16 protein-coding genes, 1 tRNA gene, 1 other RNA gene and 1 other annotated feature are annotated in these 17,548 nt (G+C 41.7%); of the genes, 5 read left to right on the top strand and 13 right to left on the bottom strand.

The window, feature by feature from the left end; translation table 11 throughout:
- Positions 1 to 250 precede the first annotated feature (250 nt).
- The 7 genes from AAV98_RS19365 to tadA form a co-directional block, all read right to left on the bottom strand.
- Positions 251 to 514, bottom strand: coding sequence for a pro-sigmaK processing inhibitor BofA family protein (locus AAV98_RS19365; RefSeq protein WP_060667155.1), 264 nt, complete (start codon positions 512 to 514; stop codon positions 251 to 253).
- Between the two features lie 120 nt (positions 515 to 634).
- Positions 635 to 847, bottom strand: coding sequence for a YaaL family protein (locus tag AAV98_RS19360; RefSeq protein WP_060667154.1), 213 nt, complete (start codon positions 845 to 847; stop codon positions 635 to 637).
- A 56-nt stretch (positions 848 to 903) separates the two neighbouring features.
- The gene (gene recR / locus AAV98_RS19355; RefSeq protein ID WP_060667153.1) at positions 904 to 1,500 is read right to left on the bottom strand and encodes a recombination mediator RecR; all 597 of its coding nucleotides are present in this window, start codon (positions 1,498 to 1,500) and stop codon (positions 904 to 906) included.
- A gap of 10 nt (positions 1,501 to 1,510) precedes the next feature.
- A complete protein-coding gene (locus AAV98_RS19350) occupies positions 1,511 to 1,837 on the bottom strand; it encodes a YbaB/EbfC family nucleoid-associated protein (protein ID WP_148990353.1) in 327 nt (108 codons plus the stop codon).
- A 33-nt stretch (positions 1,838 to 1,870) separates the two neighbouring features.
- Positions 1,871 to 3,562: a DNA polymerase III subunit gamma/tau gene (gene dnaX, locus AAV98_RS19345; RefSeq protein ID WP_060667151.1), complete on the bottom strand. Its 1,692-nt coding sequence runs from the start codon at positions 3,560 to 3,562 to the stop codon at positions 1,871 to 1,873.
- A 592-nt stretch (positions 3,563 to 4,154) separates the two neighbouring features.
- An RNA gene (gene ffs, locus AAV98_RS19340) (signal recognition particle sRNA large type) lies at positions 4,155 to 4,419 on the bottom strand.
- 98 nt (positions 4,420 to 4,517) lie between these two features.
- Entirely contained in the window at positions 4,518 to 5,006 is a 489-nt protein-coding gene (gene tadA, locus AAV98_RS19335; protein WP_060667150.1) for a tRNA adenosine(34) deaminase TadA, read from the bottom strand.
- Positions 5,007 to 5,090: 84 nt separating this feature from the next.
- On the opposite strand from tadA, the gene AAV98_RS19330 reads away from it, so the two are divergent.
- The 4 genes from AAV98_RS19330 to AAV98_RS19315 all read left to right on the top strand — a co-directional run bounded on the left by AAV98_RS19330 (position 5,091) and on the right by AAV98_RS19315 (position 8,456).
- Entirely contained in the window at positions 5,091 to 5,633 is a 543-nt protein-coding gene (locus tag AAV98_RS19330) for a cysteine hydrolase family protein (RefSeq protein WP_060667149.1), read from the top strand.
- Between the two features lie 67 nt (positions 5,634 to 5,700).
- Positions 5,701 to 7,011 (top strand): glycosyl hydrolase family 18 protein, encoded by a 1,311-nt coding sequence (locus AAV98_RS19325; protein ID WP_060667148.1) that lies wholly within the window; start codon positions 5,701 to 5,703, stop codon positions 7,009 to 7,011.
- Positions 7,012 to 7,149: 138 nt separating this feature from the next.
- Positions 7,150 to 7,788, top strand: a complete 639-nt coding sequence (locus tag AAV98_RS19320; protein ID WP_156317870.1) for a deoxynucleoside kinase — start codon at positions 7,150 to 7,152, stop codon at positions 7,786 to 7,788.
- The gene (locus AAV98_RS19315; RefSeq protein WP_060667146.1) at positions 7,788 to 8,456 is read left to right on the top strand and encodes a deoxynucleoside kinase; all 669 of its coding nucleotides are present in this window, start codon (positions 7,788 to 7,790) and stop codon (positions 8,454 to 8,456) included. The genes AAV98_RS19320 and AAV98_RS19315 overlap by 1 nt, the downstream gene beginning before the upstream one ends.
- A gap of 549 nt (positions 8,457 to 9,005) precedes the next feature.
- Here the strand turns inward: AAV98_RS19315 and AAV98_RS19310 are convergent.
- From AAV98_RS19310 to guaB, 6 genes are all read right to left on the bottom strand, one after another.
- Positions 9,006 to 9,098 (bottom strand) — tRNA-Ser (locus tag AAV98_RS19310).
- Between the two features lie 96 nt (positions 9,099 to 9,194).
- Positions 9,195 to 10,472, bottom strand: coding sequence for a serine--tRNA ligase (gene serS / locus AAV98_RS19305; RefSeq protein ID WP_060667145.1), 1,278 nt, complete (start codon positions 10,470 to 10,472; stop codon positions 9,195 to 9,197).
- Between the two features lie 199 nt (positions 10,473 to 10,671).
- Positions 10,672 to 10,909 (bottom strand) — a binding site (T-box leader).
- Between the two features lie 63 nt (positions 10,910 to 10,972).
- The gene (gene pdxT, locus AAV98_RS19300; RefSeq protein ID WP_060667144.1) at positions 10,973 to 11,548 is read right to left on the bottom strand and encodes a pyridoxal 5'-phosphate synthase glutaminase subunit PdxT; all 576 of its coding nucleotides are present in this window, start codon (positions 11,546 to 11,548) and stop codon (positions 10,973 to 10,975) included.
- 18 nt (positions 11,549 to 11,566) lie between these two features.
- Entirely contained in the window at positions 11,567 to 12,454 is an 888-nt protein-coding gene (pdxS, locus tag AAV98_RS19295) for a pyridoxal 5'-phosphate synthase lyase subunit PdxS (RefSeq protein WP_010191323.1), read from the bottom strand.
- A 284-nt stretch (positions 12,455 to 12,738) separates the two neighbouring features.
- On the bottom strand, positions 12,739 to 14,100 hold the full coding sequence (locus AAV98_RS19290) for a serine hydrolase (RefSeq protein ID WP_082380964.1): 1,362 nt from the start codon (positions 14,098 to 14,100) through the stop codon (positions 12,739 to 12,741).
- A 130-nt stretch (positions 14,101 to 14,230) separates the two neighbouring features.
- Complete coding sequence (gene guaB, locus AAV98_RS19285) at positions 14,231 to 15,694, bottom strand: IMP dehydrogenase (protein WP_060667143.1); 1,464 nt, start codon at positions 15,692 to 15,694, stop codon at positions 14,231 to 14,233.
- Between the two features lie 140 nt (positions 15,695 to 15,834).
- On the opposite strand from guaB, the gene AAV98_RS19280 reads away from it, so the two are divergent.
- Positions 15,835 to 16,803, top strand: coding sequence for a YaaC family protein (locus AAV98_RS19280; RefSeq protein ID WP_060667142.1), 969 nt, complete (start codon positions 15,835 to 15,837; stop codon positions 16,801 to 16,803).
- Positions 16,804 to 17,548: the final 745 nt, after the last annotated feature.

Below are 17,548 nucleotides of genomic sequence, written 5' to 3'. Positions count from 1 at the left end.
AACTCTTTTTCGTCGTTCTCTCGAAGCGACTTTATTATCTTATCACATACTCTAAAGTGAAGTCAACAACTTTTTAAAAGTTATTTTCAAATCATGTATGTAGTCGTTTGTGACAACGAAATATAATATACCATTTTTGTTTACGGTAAGTCAACGGAAAAAAACAAAAAAACCCTCTTTTTTTTTGGAGGGCAATGATATTAGTATACTAGATGGATATAGTCACTAAAAAACACGTAATCTTTTCTTCTTATACGATATACTTCTGAATGATTACTAATGATATTACCCCTGGTATACCTAATAGACCTGAGACTGCAGCGGTAGTAGGATTAATCGGTACATGAATCCCCATAGAGTTTCCAAATGCATTTAAAAAGAATAAAAAGAGTGCACCAATCATTACCTTTATAAGCGCCTGGCCTGCAAAGCGCAACGGTTTTATCGGTGTTCCCACCAATAGAACGAGCAGGATCAATCCGCAGATGACTCCTATTACTAGTAACGGTTCCATTATAACCCCTCCTCTTGCCAGCTTGTACTAAACTATATGAATGACAGTTCCAATTAAGAACTCACTACTTAGATAAGAAGTTTAAGAAGGCACAAAAAAAGCAGCTAAGGATCTCCCCAGCTACTTCTTTACCATACGAGTTCGGACTTCCCTTAAAAGGAAGAGGTATTTTGCTTCTGCTATTTTCAATTGACAGATGACTTCTTCTGAAGGATCGACGCTTTTATCTACCAGGCTTTTTTGTTTAGCCCACCGATTCTTACAATCTTCCGTTGTTTCCATTAATTTGGCATCATACTGTTTTTTTAAGCGGTCTTTTTTTCGAAAAAACATAGGTGATGATAACCCCTTTGTCTGAAATCATGAATCCTTCTTACATGTAACTAAATTTATATTTCTCTTCTACCTTCAAGGGCTTTTGATAACGTTACTTCATCAGCATATTCTAGATCTCCTCCAACAGGAAGTCCATGAGCAATACGCGTCATTTTTATCCCAGATGGTTTTAATAGCCTAGAAATATACATAGCTGTTGCTTCACCTTCTATGTTGGGGTTGGTTGCAAGGATGAGTTCTTGGACTTCATCATCTTGCAATCGTTTAATAAGTTCCGGTATTTTGATATCCTCTGGACCGATTCCATCCATTGGAGATATAGCACCGTGAAGGACATGGTAGAGGCCGTTATAGTCCCGCATTTTTTCCATTGCAATTACATCTTTAGTCTCCTGTACCACACAGATAACAGTTCTGTCTCTTCTATTATCCTCACAAATATAGCAAGGATCCCTATCGGTGATATGTCCGCATACCGAACAATAGGAGAGGTTTCTCTTTGCGTTCACTAGTGCTTTTGCAAAGTCCAACACGGTATCTTCTTTCATGTTAAGTACGAAAAAAGCCAGACGAGCGGCCGTTTTTGGGCCGATACCTGGCAATTTCATAAAGCTGTCAATCAGCTTTGATATAGGCTCAGGATAATGCATAAAGGTCCTCCTAGAATAGTCCTGGCATGTTTAACCCTTTAGTGAATTGGCCCATTGTATCATTTGTCAGCTCATCCATTTTCTTAAGGGCATCGTTTGTAGCAGCTAGAACTAAGTCTTGTAGCATTTCGATGTCTTCCGGGTCTACAACTTCTTCCTTGATATTTACTTCTATGATTTCTTTTTGGCCATTAACAACTACTGTAACCATTCCGCCGCCAGCTGTACCTTCCATTGTCTTCTCAGCTAGTTCTTCCTGTGCTTTAGCCATATCCTTTTGCATCTTTTGCATTTGTTTCATCATTTTTTGCATGTTACCCATTCCGCCGCCACGCATCATAATAAATTCCTCCTAAAATGTTTTTATCATTTATTCTTTAATTTCTACAAGATCAGGGCCGACAAGTTTCTTCGCTTCTTCAATGAATGGGTCATCTTGGGTTTCGCTGCCCTCTTCATCATTTTTTTGTCCGCGGATAAAGCCTTCTCGGATCTTCAGCCATTCTTCTTCTGGAACGGCCAGCATGTCATAAGATTTTCCAGTAAGGTCCAAAATGATTTGTTCAAGATTTTGCTTTACCGGTTCATCAGATGCCATCTTGCAATGTATCTCATATTTAAACTTTAACACAAAAGCACTGCTTGCTGCAGCTACAGGTTCACTGTCGGTCAATAATGCAGCATGGGAAACTTTATTTTGCTTACGGAGTGCCTCTAGCAACTGTGCCCAGCTGCCTTTGATGCTTTCCAAGTCTCCTCTTGTTGCCTGCTTCAGCACTTCCTGAATTCGACCTGTTGCTGGTTTGAACCCATTTCTGGCACCGCCGCCACTTCTTGCAGGGGCCTTGCTTGGTGCATTCGTTTTTGCCGCTCCCCCTGCATTTCCTGCCGCAAGCTCTTTCACCTTGGTTTCCAACATAGTAATCTTCTTTTGCAGAAGGTTTACTTGGTCTTGGTTCGCCGCTTCATTAATGGAAGCTTCAAGCTGACATAGCTTCACAATCGCTACTTCCAGGTAAATTCGGGGATGGTTTGTCCACTTCATTTCCTGTTGGCTCTTATTCAGAATATCAATTGTCTCATAGATTGTTTCTGCAGGGATTTCTTCTGCAAATTTTTGAAAAGCTTCATCCACCTGTACTCTGTCCAAAATTTGTTCCAAGTTAGGTGCTGTTTTATATAGGAGCATATCCCGGTAATAGAAGATAAGATCTTCCAGAAACCTTGCAGGATCTTTACCTGATTGGAATACTTGGTTCAAAGAATCCAACGCTTCTGCCACATTTTTGTGATACAGGCCGTGCACGATATCTGTCATGAAGCTTTGGGAGACAGATCCCGTTATGGCAAGTGCATCTTGGACAGTTAGCAGTCCGTTGCTGAAGGAGATTGCCTGGTCCATCAAACTGAGGGCATCACGCATCCCGCCCTCTGCAGCTCGGGCAATGATAGCCAATGCTTGGGGCTCAGCTTCTATTTCTTGTGCGTGTAAAACAGTAGAAAGTCTTCCGACAATTGACTCCCCTGTTATCCTCTTGAAATCAAAGCGCTGACAACGCGAGATGATGGTCAGTGGGATCTTGTGGGGTTCGGTCGTAGCCAATATAAAAATTACGTGCTTTGGCGGTTCTTCTAACGTTTTTAGTAACGCATTAAACGCTCCGATAGAAAGCATATGTACTTCATCAATAATGTATACTTTATATTTTACAGAGCTTGGAGCATATTTGACTTTGTCGCGAATGTCACGGATTTCGTCTACTCCATTATTGGAAGCTGCATCTATTTCAATGACATCAGAAATGGAACCGTCCGTTATTCCTTTACAGGCGGAACATTCGTTGCATGGTTCCGCAACTGGTGCATGTTCGCAGTTTACTGCTTTTGCTAGTATTTTGGCCGCACTTGTTTTTCCTGTTCCTCTTGGACCGGAGAACAAGTAGGCGTGAGAAAACTTTTGTTGAAGCAGGGCGTTTTGTAAGGTTTGGGTTATATGTTCTTGTCCCACGACATCTGCAAAGGTTTGTGGTCGAAAAACACGATATAAAGCTTGATATGCCAACAATATGCCCTCCTTCTTTTTTATCCTCTTCCATTATACCGTATGGGTTGTGGAAAATAAAATGTTTGTTCCTTGTCTATCATTATTAATTGACTCTATAGAATGATCGTTCCTTTCCGCTGCAGGCACTCGCTTTCCGCAGGGCTATGCTTGTGCCTCCACGGTTCCGCCGAAGCCACTGGAAATTGTGACTGATTTAATATGTTGTTTTGACACCGCTGTTGATTTCCCCAAATGGCTTCGCTTTCCTAGGGCGCTGCTGGAGCCTCCTCGGCTACGCCTGCGGGGTCTCCACCTAGCGCTGTCTCCCTCAGGACAAGGAAGGCTTCGGCAGCGATTCATCGCACGAAGAAAATGCGTAGCATTTTCGAGGAGTCTTCGCCATTTGCTCCAATCAACAGCTAGGAATAAATAAAAACTTTATTTTATCAGTTTCTCAGCGGCCTCGCTTCGCCTGTAGTGTCTCAACCTCCCGCTACCTACCGCCGGAGTCGAGTGCCTTCCGCTCCAATCCACTAATCTGTTTAACATTTTAAACATGAAAAAACTCACCCCAGAAATTGGAGTGAGTTTGTTTAGTATTATTAAACTGCCGTGCACCTTCTGTCGATTAGTCACCATAAGCGTTACTCAAGCAGTTAGCTCGACCCAGGCAACCCTGCGGCACATGAGAGAGTCCGCTTAATGCTGCTTCCTTCCGGACCTGACATGGTTCACGGGTTCCCATTGCGCAGGACCCAGGTGTCAACACCACTTACTTGAGGCAGACCCTACAGTCTACTAACCTCGAGAAGGGATTCAGCCTCGCTAGAGCGGATTGCGAGTTCAGGGCACCGCTACCTCCCCGCTTAGCACGACAAAATTAAAACCATAAGTTGGTTGCGTCATTAACTCGACGCATAATTTAGTATAACGGGTAAGTGAAAAAAATGCAACCGTCCGATACTGTAAATTATTAGGAGTTAGATTCACGAAGTTGCTTCTTCTCTTTTTTCTGTTGACGAAGCTTCCTGAAAAAGGAGGACAGCAATTCACCACATTCTTCTTCCATTATACCACTCACCACTTCTGTCTGGTGATTAAAGCGCTCATCTTGCAAGATATTCATGAGGGTCCCTGCACATCCCGCTTTTGGATCCTTGGCACCGTATACCACTTTTTTAACTCGCGATTGGATGATCGCTCCTGCACACATGGGACACGGTTCTAACGTTACATATAATGTCGCTTCTTCCAACCGCCATGTTTGCAATGCTTCACACGCTTGATCAATTACCAGAATTTCTGCATGTGTAATCGACCTTTGGGTGGTTTCCCTGAGATTATATCCCTTGGCTATAACTTTTCCATCAAGCACAAGAACTGCACCTATTGGAACCTCCTTAAGTGCCTCTGCTTTTTTGGCCTCTTCTATCGCCAACATCATAAAATGTTCATCTTGCATTTTGGACCTTTCCCTTCTTTTCCTTACATATTGATATTCTCCACCTCTTTTCCATAGACTAATCTTTACGAGGTGATTTTACATATGAAACAAACCGCTCTTTTAATTATTGATATAATCAATGATTTTCAATTTACGCACGGAAGCATCTTGGCAGAAAAAACATCCAGAATCGTTCCTAATATTAAAGCCATCAAAGAATACATGCACAAGAAAGACCTTCCGATTATCTATATTAATGACCATTATAACTTATGGCAGGCTGATTACGATAAAATCATTGATAAATGCTCGAATAAATGGAGTGAACCAATCGTGCAAGCATTATATCCTAGTGGTGATGACTTTTTTCTTATCAAGCCGAAGCATTCTGCTTTCTTTGGGACAGCATTGCATACCCTGCTCTCCCAACTCCATATAAAAAAGCTGATCCTTACAGGAATTGCAGGGAATATTTGTGTTCTCTTCACCGCAAATGATGCCTACATGCGGGAGTTTGAGCTCATCATACCGAGTGATGCCATCGCTTCTGCAGATGATAACGATCATACGTACGCATTACGCATGATGGAAAATGTGCTAAAAGCTGATGTAAGTCCAACAACAAAGTTTCTCCACCAAATTTAGGTTGCTTGCATGAATCCTCCCACCCATTCATACATTGGTAAAGGATAATGAATAGGGGGGACGAACCATGCAAATTCATGTCGTAAGCCAAGGACAGTCACTCAGTGGGATTGCACAGGCATATGCCACAACGCCACAGGATATTATTGAAGCGAACGATCTGCCCAACCCTGATAGGCTTGTTGTCGGCCAGGCACTGGTGATCCCCATTGTGGGGCGTTTTTATTTTGTGCAGCAGGGAGATACGATTTTTTCAATAGTAAGAAGGTACAATACCACACCTGAACAGTTAATTGAAATAAACCAATTGAATCCTGCCAATCCACTACGCGTAGGGCTGCGCCTTTATATTCCTCCTCAACCAAAACGAGAGGCGGAAATAAACGCGTATGTGGAGCCCCGGGGAAATACAGTATCAGAAGAACTGCAACAAAGTTCACGTAATGCCGCTCCCTATTTAACCTATCTTGCCCCGTTTAGCTTTCAGGTGCTGAGGGACGGATCACTGAAAGAACCACCCCTAACCAATCTGCCTGCCATTGCTGCAGAAGACAATGTCATCTTGATGATGGTGCTTACCAATTTAGAAGAGGATGGATTCAGTGACGAGCTTGGTCGGATCATCCTAACAGACATGCAAGTTCAAAACAAATTCCTAGATAATGTCGTTGCCACTGCCAAAAAATATAACTTTAAAGACATTCATTTTGATTTTGAGTATTTACGGCCTGCAGACAAGGAAGCTTACAATACCTTTTTACGAAAAGCTAGAGATCGGTTTAAAAAGGAAGGCTGGCTTATCTCCACCGCCCTTGCCCCCAAAACAAAAGCCGATCAAAAAGGAAAATGGTATGAGGCCCATGACTATAAAGCACATGGAGAAATTGTCGATTTTGTCGTCATAATGACATATGAGTGGGGATATAGCGGAGGTCCACCAATGGCAGTTTCTCCAATTGGACCTGTTCGAGAAGTATTGGAGTATGCCATAACGGAAATGCCAAGTGAAAAGATTATGATGGGCCAAAATCTCTATGGTTATGACTGGACGCTTCCCTTCGTCCAAGGTGGAGAATTTGCGAAAGCGATAAGCCCACAAGCTGCTATCGAACTTGCTGCTAACAACAATGTTGCTATATTATACGATGAAGAGGCTCAGGCTCCCCACTTCACCTATACAAAGGAAGGCAAGGAACATGAGGTTTGGTTTGAAGACGGAAGATCCATTCAGGCAAAATTTGATCTCATAAAAGAACTAAACTTACGAGGTATCAGCTATTGGAAATTAGGTCTGCCTTTTCCACAAAACTGGCTTCTGATTACCGATAACTTCAACGTCGTAAAAAATCCAACCGAGCGTTACTATTACTACTACTAGGGGCTGGGGTAATCTCCAGTCCTTATCTATTCCAGTCCTCTCTAAATTGTTCCTCCACAACCCCAACATCTATGATAAAATGGTTATTGTCTGTAAAAAAATTGATGTAGTCATATGCTTATCAAAGGGGGCATCCTGGTGCAAGCAACACCATTTATAACAGTCGAAGGACCCATTGGTGTTGGAAAAACCTCACTTGCAAAAAAAATTGCAGAAGAGTTCCAATATCAATTATTAAAAGAAATAGTAGACGAAAATCCATTCCTGGGGAAATTCTACGAGAACATCGACGAGTGGAGTTTTCAAACAGAAATGTTTTTCCTATGTAATAGATACAAACAACTCGAAGACATTGATCAGCACCACCTAAAGCAACAAAAACCGGTAGTAGCTGATTATCATATTCTAAAGAACCTTATTTTCGCTAAACGTACACTAAAGGACAAGCAGTACGATAAATACCTTAAAATATACGATATTTTAACGGAAGACATGCCAAAACCAAATGTCATTATTTATTTAAATGCAAGTCTGGACACGCTACTAACGAGAATTGAAAAGCGTGGCCGTGATATCGAAAAGAAAATAGATCCATTATACCTTCAACAGTTAAGCCTTGATTATGATGAAGAAATGGATCGACTTGAAGAACAATTCCCTTCTTTGCCAATCCTTCGCTTTAACGGAGACGAGGTTGACTTTGTACAACGAGATGAAGATCTACAACGTATTTTTCAACAGTTGAAAGATACCTTGAATAAAGGAGTTAACGTATAATGAATTTACGTCAAAAATACGGCATTCCCTCTAACGCGGTCATTACAATTGCCGGAACAGTGGGAGTCGGTAAATCTACCATGACGAATGCTTTGGCAAACGCCCTTGGTTTTCGTACATCTTTTGAAAAAGTAGACACCAATCCATACTTAGATAAATTTTACGCTGATTTTGAGCGTTGGAGCTTTCATTTACAAATTTACTTCTTAGCAGAACGATTTAAAGATCAGAAAAAAATCTTTGAATATGGCGGCGGCTTTATTCAAGACCGTTCTATCTATGAAGACACTGGCATCTTTGCCAATATGCATTATGAAAAGGGAACGATGACTCAGGTCGACTATGATACGTACACTAGCCTGTTTGAAGCGATGGTGATGACACCGTATTTCCCTCATCCTGATCTTTTAATTTATTTGGAAGGAAGCCTGGATGATATCCTTGGCCGCATCCAAGAACGTGGACGCCCAATGGAGCAGCAGACTCCCATTTCCTATTGGGAGGAAATGCATGAACGTTACGAAAGATGGATCAACAACTTCCATGCGTGCCCGGTATTGCGTTTGAACATCAACGAATATGACGTGCTAAGCAATGGCGATTCCATCGAACCAATCATCGAAAAGATCTCCCATCACATGAAACAATCACAGTTGCTAAAAAAATAAATGAAACATACAAAAGACCGAGGCTATTTGCCCCGGTCTTTTTTGTAAACCCTAGTTGAATGGGAAACTCTGGTGATTGTAGCAAATGGCGAAGACTCCGGCGGGATAAACGCTAGGTGGAGACCCTGCAGAAAATCAACAGCGGTGTTTAATAAAAAGTAGAGATATCCCCCTAGTGATCGTAGTGCAAGGTATGAGACTCCGGCGGGAGGCAGCGGTAGGTTGAGACCCCGCCCGCAATGAAATGAGGAGGCTCAAGCAAACGCCCTTTTGATAAGCGAATACCTGGAACGGAGATCAACAGGGAGTTCCGCAGAAATGGCTTCTACCAAGCCCGGACCGTCCAAAGAAAAGCGAACCACCTCCAACGGAAATCAACTGTTTATAACTTTCTACAAAAAAAATAAGCCACCCCAGACGGGCAGCTTACAGATTGCCGAAAAATGACGTCGCTTCATCTCAGGCAATAAAAAAGTCGTTACTTCTCCATAATGTAACGAACATACTCCAGTTTATGCGCTATTGGTAAAAACCTTTTTTAAAAATCAATGGCGGAGGAAGAGGGATTCGAACCCCCGCGGGCTTTGACACCCCTGTCGGTTTTCAAGACCGATCCCTTCAGCCGGACTTGGGTATTCCTCCGTATCGACAAAAAGTAATATATCATATTTCTAAAAAGGATGTCAACACGATATAAGAGAAGGATAGAGATTTTTCACTCTATCCTTTCATTGTTCACTATTTAGTCAAAATTTCTTTGCCACCCATGTAAGGACGTAAAACTTCCGGAATTATAACAGAACCATCTTCCTGCTGATAATTTTCAATGATAGCTGCCACTGTACGGCCAATTGCAAGTCCAGAACCGTTCAATGTATGCACATGCTCCGGCTTCCCTTTTGGATCGCGACGGAAACGGATGTTTGCACGGCGAGCTTGGAAACTCTCAAAATTACTGCAAGAAGAAATCTCACGGTATGTTTCCGCACTTGGAATCCATACTTCAATGTCATATTTCTTAGCTGCAGTGAATCCTAGATCTGCTGTACACATGCTCAACACACGGTAAGGAAGTCCAAGCAACTGCAATACTTTCTCCGCATTACCTGTCAATTTCTCAAGCTCTTCATAAGATTCTTCCGGCTTTACAAATTTCACAAGCTCCACTTTATTGAATTGATGCTGACGAATCAATCCTCGTGTATCACGACCAGCAGATCCTGCCTCAGAACGGAAGCAGGCACTGAATGCCGCATAATTAATTGGCAATTGCTCACCACTTAAGATCTCTTCACGGTGCATATTTGTAATTGGAACCTCAGCAGTCGGAACCAAGAAGTAGTCCTCTTTTTCTATCAAGAAAGCATCTTCCTCAAACTTAGGCAGCTGCCCTGTCCCGGTCATGCTAGCACGGTTTACCAAGTATGGAGGTAGCACTTCTGTATAACCGTGTTCATCTACATGTAAGTCTAACATGAAGTTGAATAATGCTCTCTCCAGTCTCGCTCCTAAGCCACGGTAGAAAACAAAGCGGCTTCCAGTTACTTTACCTGCTCGTTCAAAATCTAATATACCTAGCTCATCTGCGATATCCCAATGCGCTTTCGCTTCAAAGGCGAAATTTGGAAGCTCGCCCCATTTACGAACCTCGACATTGTCGTCCTCCGTTTCCCCAACAGGAACACTTTCATGAGGGATATTTGGGATAGATAGTAGTAGCAGCTCAAGTGCTTCTTCCACTCCTCTTAATTCCTCATCCAATGCCTTTACACTGTCTCCTACTTCACGCATTTCCTTAATCAGGTGATCAGCATCCTGCTTTTCGCGTTTCATGGTAGCAATCTGCTGAGAAACTTCATTACGCTTGCTTTTCAATTGCTCCGTTTGAACAAGAAGATCCCTTCTTTTTGCATCCAGCTCTTCAAAGCGGTCCAAATCAGACAAGTCTTCTCCTCTATGTTGAAGCTTACCCTTTATCTCCTCAAAATTCGCACGCAATAACTTTAAATCCAACATGTCTTATTCCTCCTTTTTATTTTTCCTAAATAACAAATATGTAGGGATATCCCCCTGGTGATCGTAGTGCAAGGTATGAGACCCCGCAATGAAATGAGGAGGCTCAAGCACACGCCCTTTGGATAAACGAATACCTGGAACGGAGATGAACAGGGAGTTCCGCAGAAACCCCGAGAACACAAAAAACCCCCGTCCCCTAAATAGGGACGAGAGTTTATATTCCCGTGTTGCCACCCTTGTTGAAAAAGACTAAACGCCTTCTCCCACTTCATTCGATAACGGTAATAATCTTACCGATTTGACTTACTATGCCAATAAAGGCAATTCGGCCAAGTGCTCAAGGATGGATTCGCAGATGTCATACATCGGTTCTCACCAACCACCGACTCTCTAAAAAGTATGTGCAGCCTGCTACTTTTTCCTATCAACGCTTTAACAATATTTTCTTATTAGATAATCTACTACAAGTTTCTCAAACATGCAATAGATTTATACCTATATTATTTGGCTTCTTTGACCATATTGACAAAATACTGTGTAATACGGTGGTCATCTGTTAATTCTGGATGGAACGAACAGCCTAAGAACTGCCCTTGACGAGCAGCCACGATACGGCCATTATGCTTACAAAGAACCTCAACATCTTCTCCCACTTCCACAATATGCGGAGCACGAATGAATACGCCGATGAAATCTTCTGCTATCCCTGCTATATCCAGTTCTGCTTCAAAACTGTCCACCTGGCGTCCAAATGAGTTACGCTCCACCTTAGCATCCATAAATGCCAAGTGTGACTCATCATAGCCAACAATTTCATTTGCGATCAAAATAAGACCGGCACATGTACCAAATACAGGCTTGCCGCTTGCACCAAATTCGCGCAACGGCTCCATGAATGAATACTTGTCAATCAGTCGGCGCATCGTCGTGCTTTCGCCGCCCGGTATGATTAAGCCGTCTATTTCAGAAAGCTGTTCTGCTTTTTTTACTACAACCGCTTCTGCTCCAGATGCCTCGATGGATCTAACATGTTCCCGAACTGCACCTTGAAGTCCTAATACCCCAACTTTCACCATACGTTAAAACTCCTTTACTTACCAGCCACGCTCTTGCATGCGATTTTCAGGTAATAGTGTAGAAATTTCGATGCCTTTCATCGCAGTACCTAATCCTTTGGACAGGCTTGCAATTAGTTCATAATCTTGGTAATGAGTAGTCGCTTCCACGATAGCACGAGCAAATTTCGCAGGGTTTTCGGATTTGAAGATACCAGATCCAACAAATACCCCGTCAGAACCCAATTGCATCATCAACGCTGCATCAGCTGGAGTCGCAATTCCGCCTGCTGCGAAGTTTACTACTGGAAGTTTACCAGTACGCTTGATTTCAAGAAGTAATTCAAAAGGAGCGCCCAATAGCTTCGCTTCTGTCATCAACTCATCTTCGTTCATTCCTACTACTTTGCGAACTTGTGCGTTCACTTTACGGATGTGACGAACTGCTTCTACGATGTTTCCTGTTCCTGGCTCTCCTTTTGTACGAAGCATAGAAGCACCTTCACCAATACGGCGTGCAGCTTCTCCAAGGTCACGACAACCACAAACGAAAGGCACTTTGTATTGACGCTTATCCAAGTGGTATTCCTCATCAGCTGGAGTTAATACTTCACTCTCATCGATATAGTCCACTCCCATTGCTTCCAATACGCGAGCTTCCACAATATGACCAATACGCGCTTTAGCCATTACCGGGATAGATACAGCTTTCATTACTTCTTCCACAATCGTTGGATCTGCCATACGAGCAACTCCACCAGCTGCACGGATATCAGCAGGAACACGTTCTAATGCCATTACAGCAACTGCTCCAGCCTCTTCTGCAATTTTCGCTTGTTCAGCATTTACAACGTCCATGATGACGCCGCCTTTTTGCATTTCCGCCATTCCACGTTTTACACGATCAGTACCTGTTTGATGTGTCATCGTTAAGTCCCCCAATATGTATAAAATATTTTTTCATAAAATGGAGCAAGTCCATATAATTTACTAACACGCTCTTTATTTTACCTTAAATTTTAGAAAAATCCTAATAAAAAATCGAAAGATTAACCTTCCACTATTTAGAAAGATTCGTCTTTTAGAAAACCCTTCTACTTAGTGTAGTATTTCCCCGTTCAACAGAATTACCCATAAGTCGTCTATAAGGAAAATGCCTGAAAGTCCATCCTCTGAGAAGACGGTCCTTCAAGCATTTATCATTCATTCATTTAAAATAATCCTTTAACCGCTCCAGCTACTGTGGACCAGAGATCCGAGAAGAATCCGCCAACTGCACGCATGGATAATACAAACCAGTTTGCTTTTTCCACGCCTTCTTTTGTTACAAGGTCCACTTTAGGACCTTGTCCCTCTATCAGATAACCGAGATTCTCCTCTTCCCCTGTATAATTAATCGTCATGTGCCCTACTTTTGTCCCTTTTTTAAAAGGTGCTGTAATACCCTCTTCTTCAGATACTACTTTTTCATCAAATTCATACAATGGTTCAAAGTTTTCCTCTTCCCCACGTTTGACTAAAATCTTCATTGCTTCACTAGTTTCCACTTCAACTTGCTTTTCTTTCCCTTTTACTACTTTCAAATTAGAGTTTTCATCAATTTGATAGTTAGCCGGGTAAATCTCCTCAACGGAGTAGTTTGCAAACCCATAATCAAATAGTTTTCTAGTTTCTGCAAATCGCGCCGTATCTTGTGGTTGGCCATTTGCATTTTTGGCATTCATTACCACGGAAATAAATCTCATGCCGTCCTTTTCAATAGTTCCTGTAAAGTTGTACCCGGCAAAATCGGTAAAACCTGTTTTCAATCCGTCTACGCCTTCGTATTCAGAAACCAGGCCAGGAAGCATCCAGTTCCAATTGGACATGTAGATTTCATCGTCTGTACCTTCTCTGAATACCTTTTTAGGGATACTAGCGGTATCAAGGATCTCAGGGAAGTCTTTTAATAGATGGTAAGCTAATTTTGCTGTTGCACGAGCAGACATCATATTCTCATCTTCTGCACCTGTTCCATCGGGATGCATACCATAAAGGTCTCTATTGTTTAGTCCAGTAGAGTTAACGAATTTATAGTCCTCTAATCCTAACTCTTCTGCTTTTTCATTCATCATCTTTACAAATTCAGCCTCAGTGCCTGCAACCATCTCTGCCAGGGCAATAGTCGCTCCGTTTGCAGAATAGATCGCCATCGCTTCATATAGTTCCTGGACGTTATACGTACCATCTCTTCGTAGAGGAACGTTGGATAAACTGCGGTCCTGAGAAATTGTCCATACGTACTCATTTACATTGTATTGATCTTCTGGTGATAGTTTTCCTTCGTTAATGGCTTCAAGGATTAAGTATTCACTCATCATTTTTGTCATACTTGCGATGCCAAGTACGGTATCAATATTCTTTTGAAAAATAATCTTCCCTGTGCTTTGTTCAAGAAGTAACGCAGCTTCAGCATTTATATCTAAATGAGGATTGTTACCCTCTGCTTTTACATCCTGTATTGAAAAAATGGTTGTTAACAGCGCAATAGTTAGTAAACTAGCAATAACACGTTGAAAATTTTTCTTTGTCACAATTAAATACCCTCCACAGATTTTTTTCACATAGTCGTTATTTTATCACACTATGTCCAAAAAAAATAGACAGAGAAAGACCACTTCTTTCTCTGTCAGTTTATAAGACTAAACTCCTATGACAACTTACTTAAACGGAATAGTTAGGGGATTCTTTTGTGATCTGTACATCATGTGGATGACTTTCACGTAGCCCGGCCCCTGTCATTTTCACAAATTGTGCGTTTTCTCTTAATGCTTGTAAGTCTTTTGTACCACAGTATCCCATACCGGAACGCAGACCGCCAACCATTTGGTAAATAGTGTCGGCGACAGGACCTTTATAAGCAATACGCCCTTCAATTCCTTCTGGTACAAACTTTTTATTATCTTCTTGGAAATAACGATCTTTACTTCCTTTTTCCATTGCTCCAACAGAACCCATTCCGCGGTAAACTTTAAAGCGTCTACCTTGGAAAATTTCTGTTTCTCCAGGACTTTCAGAAGTACCACCCAACATACTTCCAAGCATAACAGCATGTCCACCAGCAGCTAGAGCTTTTACAATGTCACCTGAGTACTTGATGCCGCCGTCAGCAATGATGGAAACACCAAGCTTACGTGCCTCTGTTGCGCAATCATACACTGCCGTGATTTGCGGTACTCCTACACCGGCCACTACTCGGGTCGTACAAATGGAGCCCGGCCCGATACCTACCTTCACTACATTCGCTCCAGCTTCGACCAAATCTTTTGTAGCTTCTGCTGTTGCAACATTCCCAGCGATAATGTTTAGGTTCGGGTATATTTCTCTTATTTTTCTAACCGTATCAAGGACACCTTGAGAATGACCATGTGCTGTATCCACTACAATAGCATCCACGCTTTTTTGTACCAGCTTCTCAACTCGAAGCATCGTATCTCCTGTTACGCCCACTGCTGCACCAACTAAAAGACGCCCTTGGCTATCTTTAGCAGAGTGTGGGAACTCAATAACTTTTTCTATATCTTTAATGGTAATAAGCCCTTTTAATACTCCAGCTTCATCTACAAGAGGGAGCTTTTCAATTTTGTACTTTTGAAGGATACTTTCTGCCTCTTCTAACGTTGTTCCTACAGAAGCAGTTACAAGGTTTTCTTTTGTCATGACATCTGAAATGGGAATCGAGAAATCCTGAATGAATCGCAGATCACGGTTTGTCAGGATACCAACAAGTTTAAGCTCCTCGTTGTTATTGACAATTGGAACACCAGAGATCCTGTATTTTCCCATTAGGTGCTCTGCATCGAACACTTGATGCTCAGGTGTTAAGAAGAACGGATCAGTAATAACGCCACGTTCAGAACGCTTCACCTTATCCACTTGTTCCGCTTGCTGTTCAATGGACATGTTCTTGTGAATTATTCCTAAGCCTCCTTGACGAGCCATCGCAATCGCCATCTCTGCTTCTGTCACTGTATCCATTCCTGCACTGATAATTGGAATGTTTAGTTGCAATGTTTCCGTCAACTTTACTTTTAAATCTACATCCCTTGGTAGAACCTCAGACTTGGATGGAACTAAAAGAACATCATCAAATGTTAAGCCTTCTTTAGCAAATTTATTTTCCCACATGACAAAATTTTCCCCCTTCTTAAACTCGATAATATTTATAGTAGAGTATCAACTGGACAAAATACTGTCAAGGACGGTAACATAAGTTTATTTTTTCTAATTATTCTAACTATACTATTTATTATGAGGACGTGGATTATTTGACTGCTCCATACTTACACTTATTTTACCCATTTCAATCTGTTGAAACCGCCCAGAAACTGCTCAAGACCTGTTACCAAAAGCAACAAATTGATCAGTTTGAACAAAAAAGCTACAACAATGCATATAGTTTTATTTATTATGTAGAGCATGGATTGACCTATCTTCAGCAATCCAGCAATACTCCTACCTCAATTAAACCTGTTCTCATGTTTTACGGAATGGTTCAACTGATCAAAGCCTGCTTGTTAACAGTCGATCCATGCTATCCAGAATCCACATCTGTTTTAGCACATGGTGTATCCACTAGAAAACGAAAAAAACAAAGCTATGAGTTTTTACAAGATGAAGTAAAAGTCCAGAAAAACGGACTCTTTTCGCACTTTAGCGACAAAATGTTCCATGTGAAACAAATAGAAGGAACAAAGTATTCCATGAGAGATTTACTGTTCTCCATTCCCGAACTTGAAACAAGTATAAAAATTACCAAAAATAAATCTCCCTTTTTAGCAGTTGGAAGGGTGGGCGATACTTTCATTCGGGTGCCGCAGTCCATTTTAGATGATTATAAAATGACCAAAGACCGCTTTATTCAGCATTTTCAAAAGCAGACTTCCTTTGTGTACGACTCCATGAAAGAAGAAGCTTTTCATTTTAATGAAATTAATTACCCTAGATCATGTCATTACTCACCATTGTTGTACAACCATGAAAAAAGCACTCTGTACATTCCAAGAAAAAAAGAACAGTTAACCTTTTTCCCAGAAATACTATCCTATTACCTGCTTCTATATAATTTAAGCATGATCTGCCGGTATGAAACTGAATGGTGGGGTGAGCTGCTGCATACTTTTCACAGCAGTGATTTATCTCTCATTAACCACTTCCTACATGTAGCGACGGTAAAAATTCCTTTTTACTTGCATGGGTATTTGTTAAGTACGTTTGATATTGATTGTGAGGTGTAGGGGGTATTGGGGGATTGCCGGGTATTGCCGGGTATTGCTTGGTCCTCTGAAAGAAAGACTATACTTTTAGTGACAGCGGGCGGACGGGTATTTTACGATTGAGGCCTGTCTTTAAAGTAAGCTATAAAGACCTCAGTGATGGGGAATCCTGCTATAGGAGGTCTTTATAGATGCGATCAAGACCTTTCAGATAGTGTTTTTTGTTTTATAAAGTCTTTATAGCGGGGGTCAAGACTTCTCTGGGAGGGATTGCTGGTTGTGATGGGCTTTATAACAGTGGGTAAGACCTCTCGATTAGGTATTGCTGCTTCTGAAGGGCTTTATACCAGTGGTTAAGACCTCTCGGGGAGGGATTACTGATTTTGAAGGGCTTTATAACAGTGGGTAAGACCTCTCGATTAGGTATTGCTGCTTCTGAAGGGCTTTATTACAGTGGTTAAGACCTCTCGATTAGGTATTGCTGCTTTTGAAGGGCTTTATTACAGTGATTAAGACCTCTATTACAAGATTCTCTCCTCCTACATGTCCTTAAATCCTCTATGAAGACACTCTGCATGAAAATATCTCCTCCAAAGTGTCTTCATCCCCTCGATGAAAACACTCTCACCAACTCCCTCCCTTCCAAAGTGTCTTCATCCCCTCGATGAAAACACTCTCACCAACTTCCCCACTCCCAAATTGTCTTCATCCACCAAACTCCACCTCTGCCCAAACTCCTGAAACACAAAAAAAACCAGCGCATAAG

Origin of the sequence: Bacillus sp. CHD6a (assembly GCF_001293645.1) — a bacterium.
Classification (GTDB): domain Bacteria; phylum Bacillota; class Bacilli; order Bacillales; family Bacillaceae_I; genus Sutcliffiella_A.
This window is presented reverse-complemented; position numbering and strand designations above follow the sequence as displayed.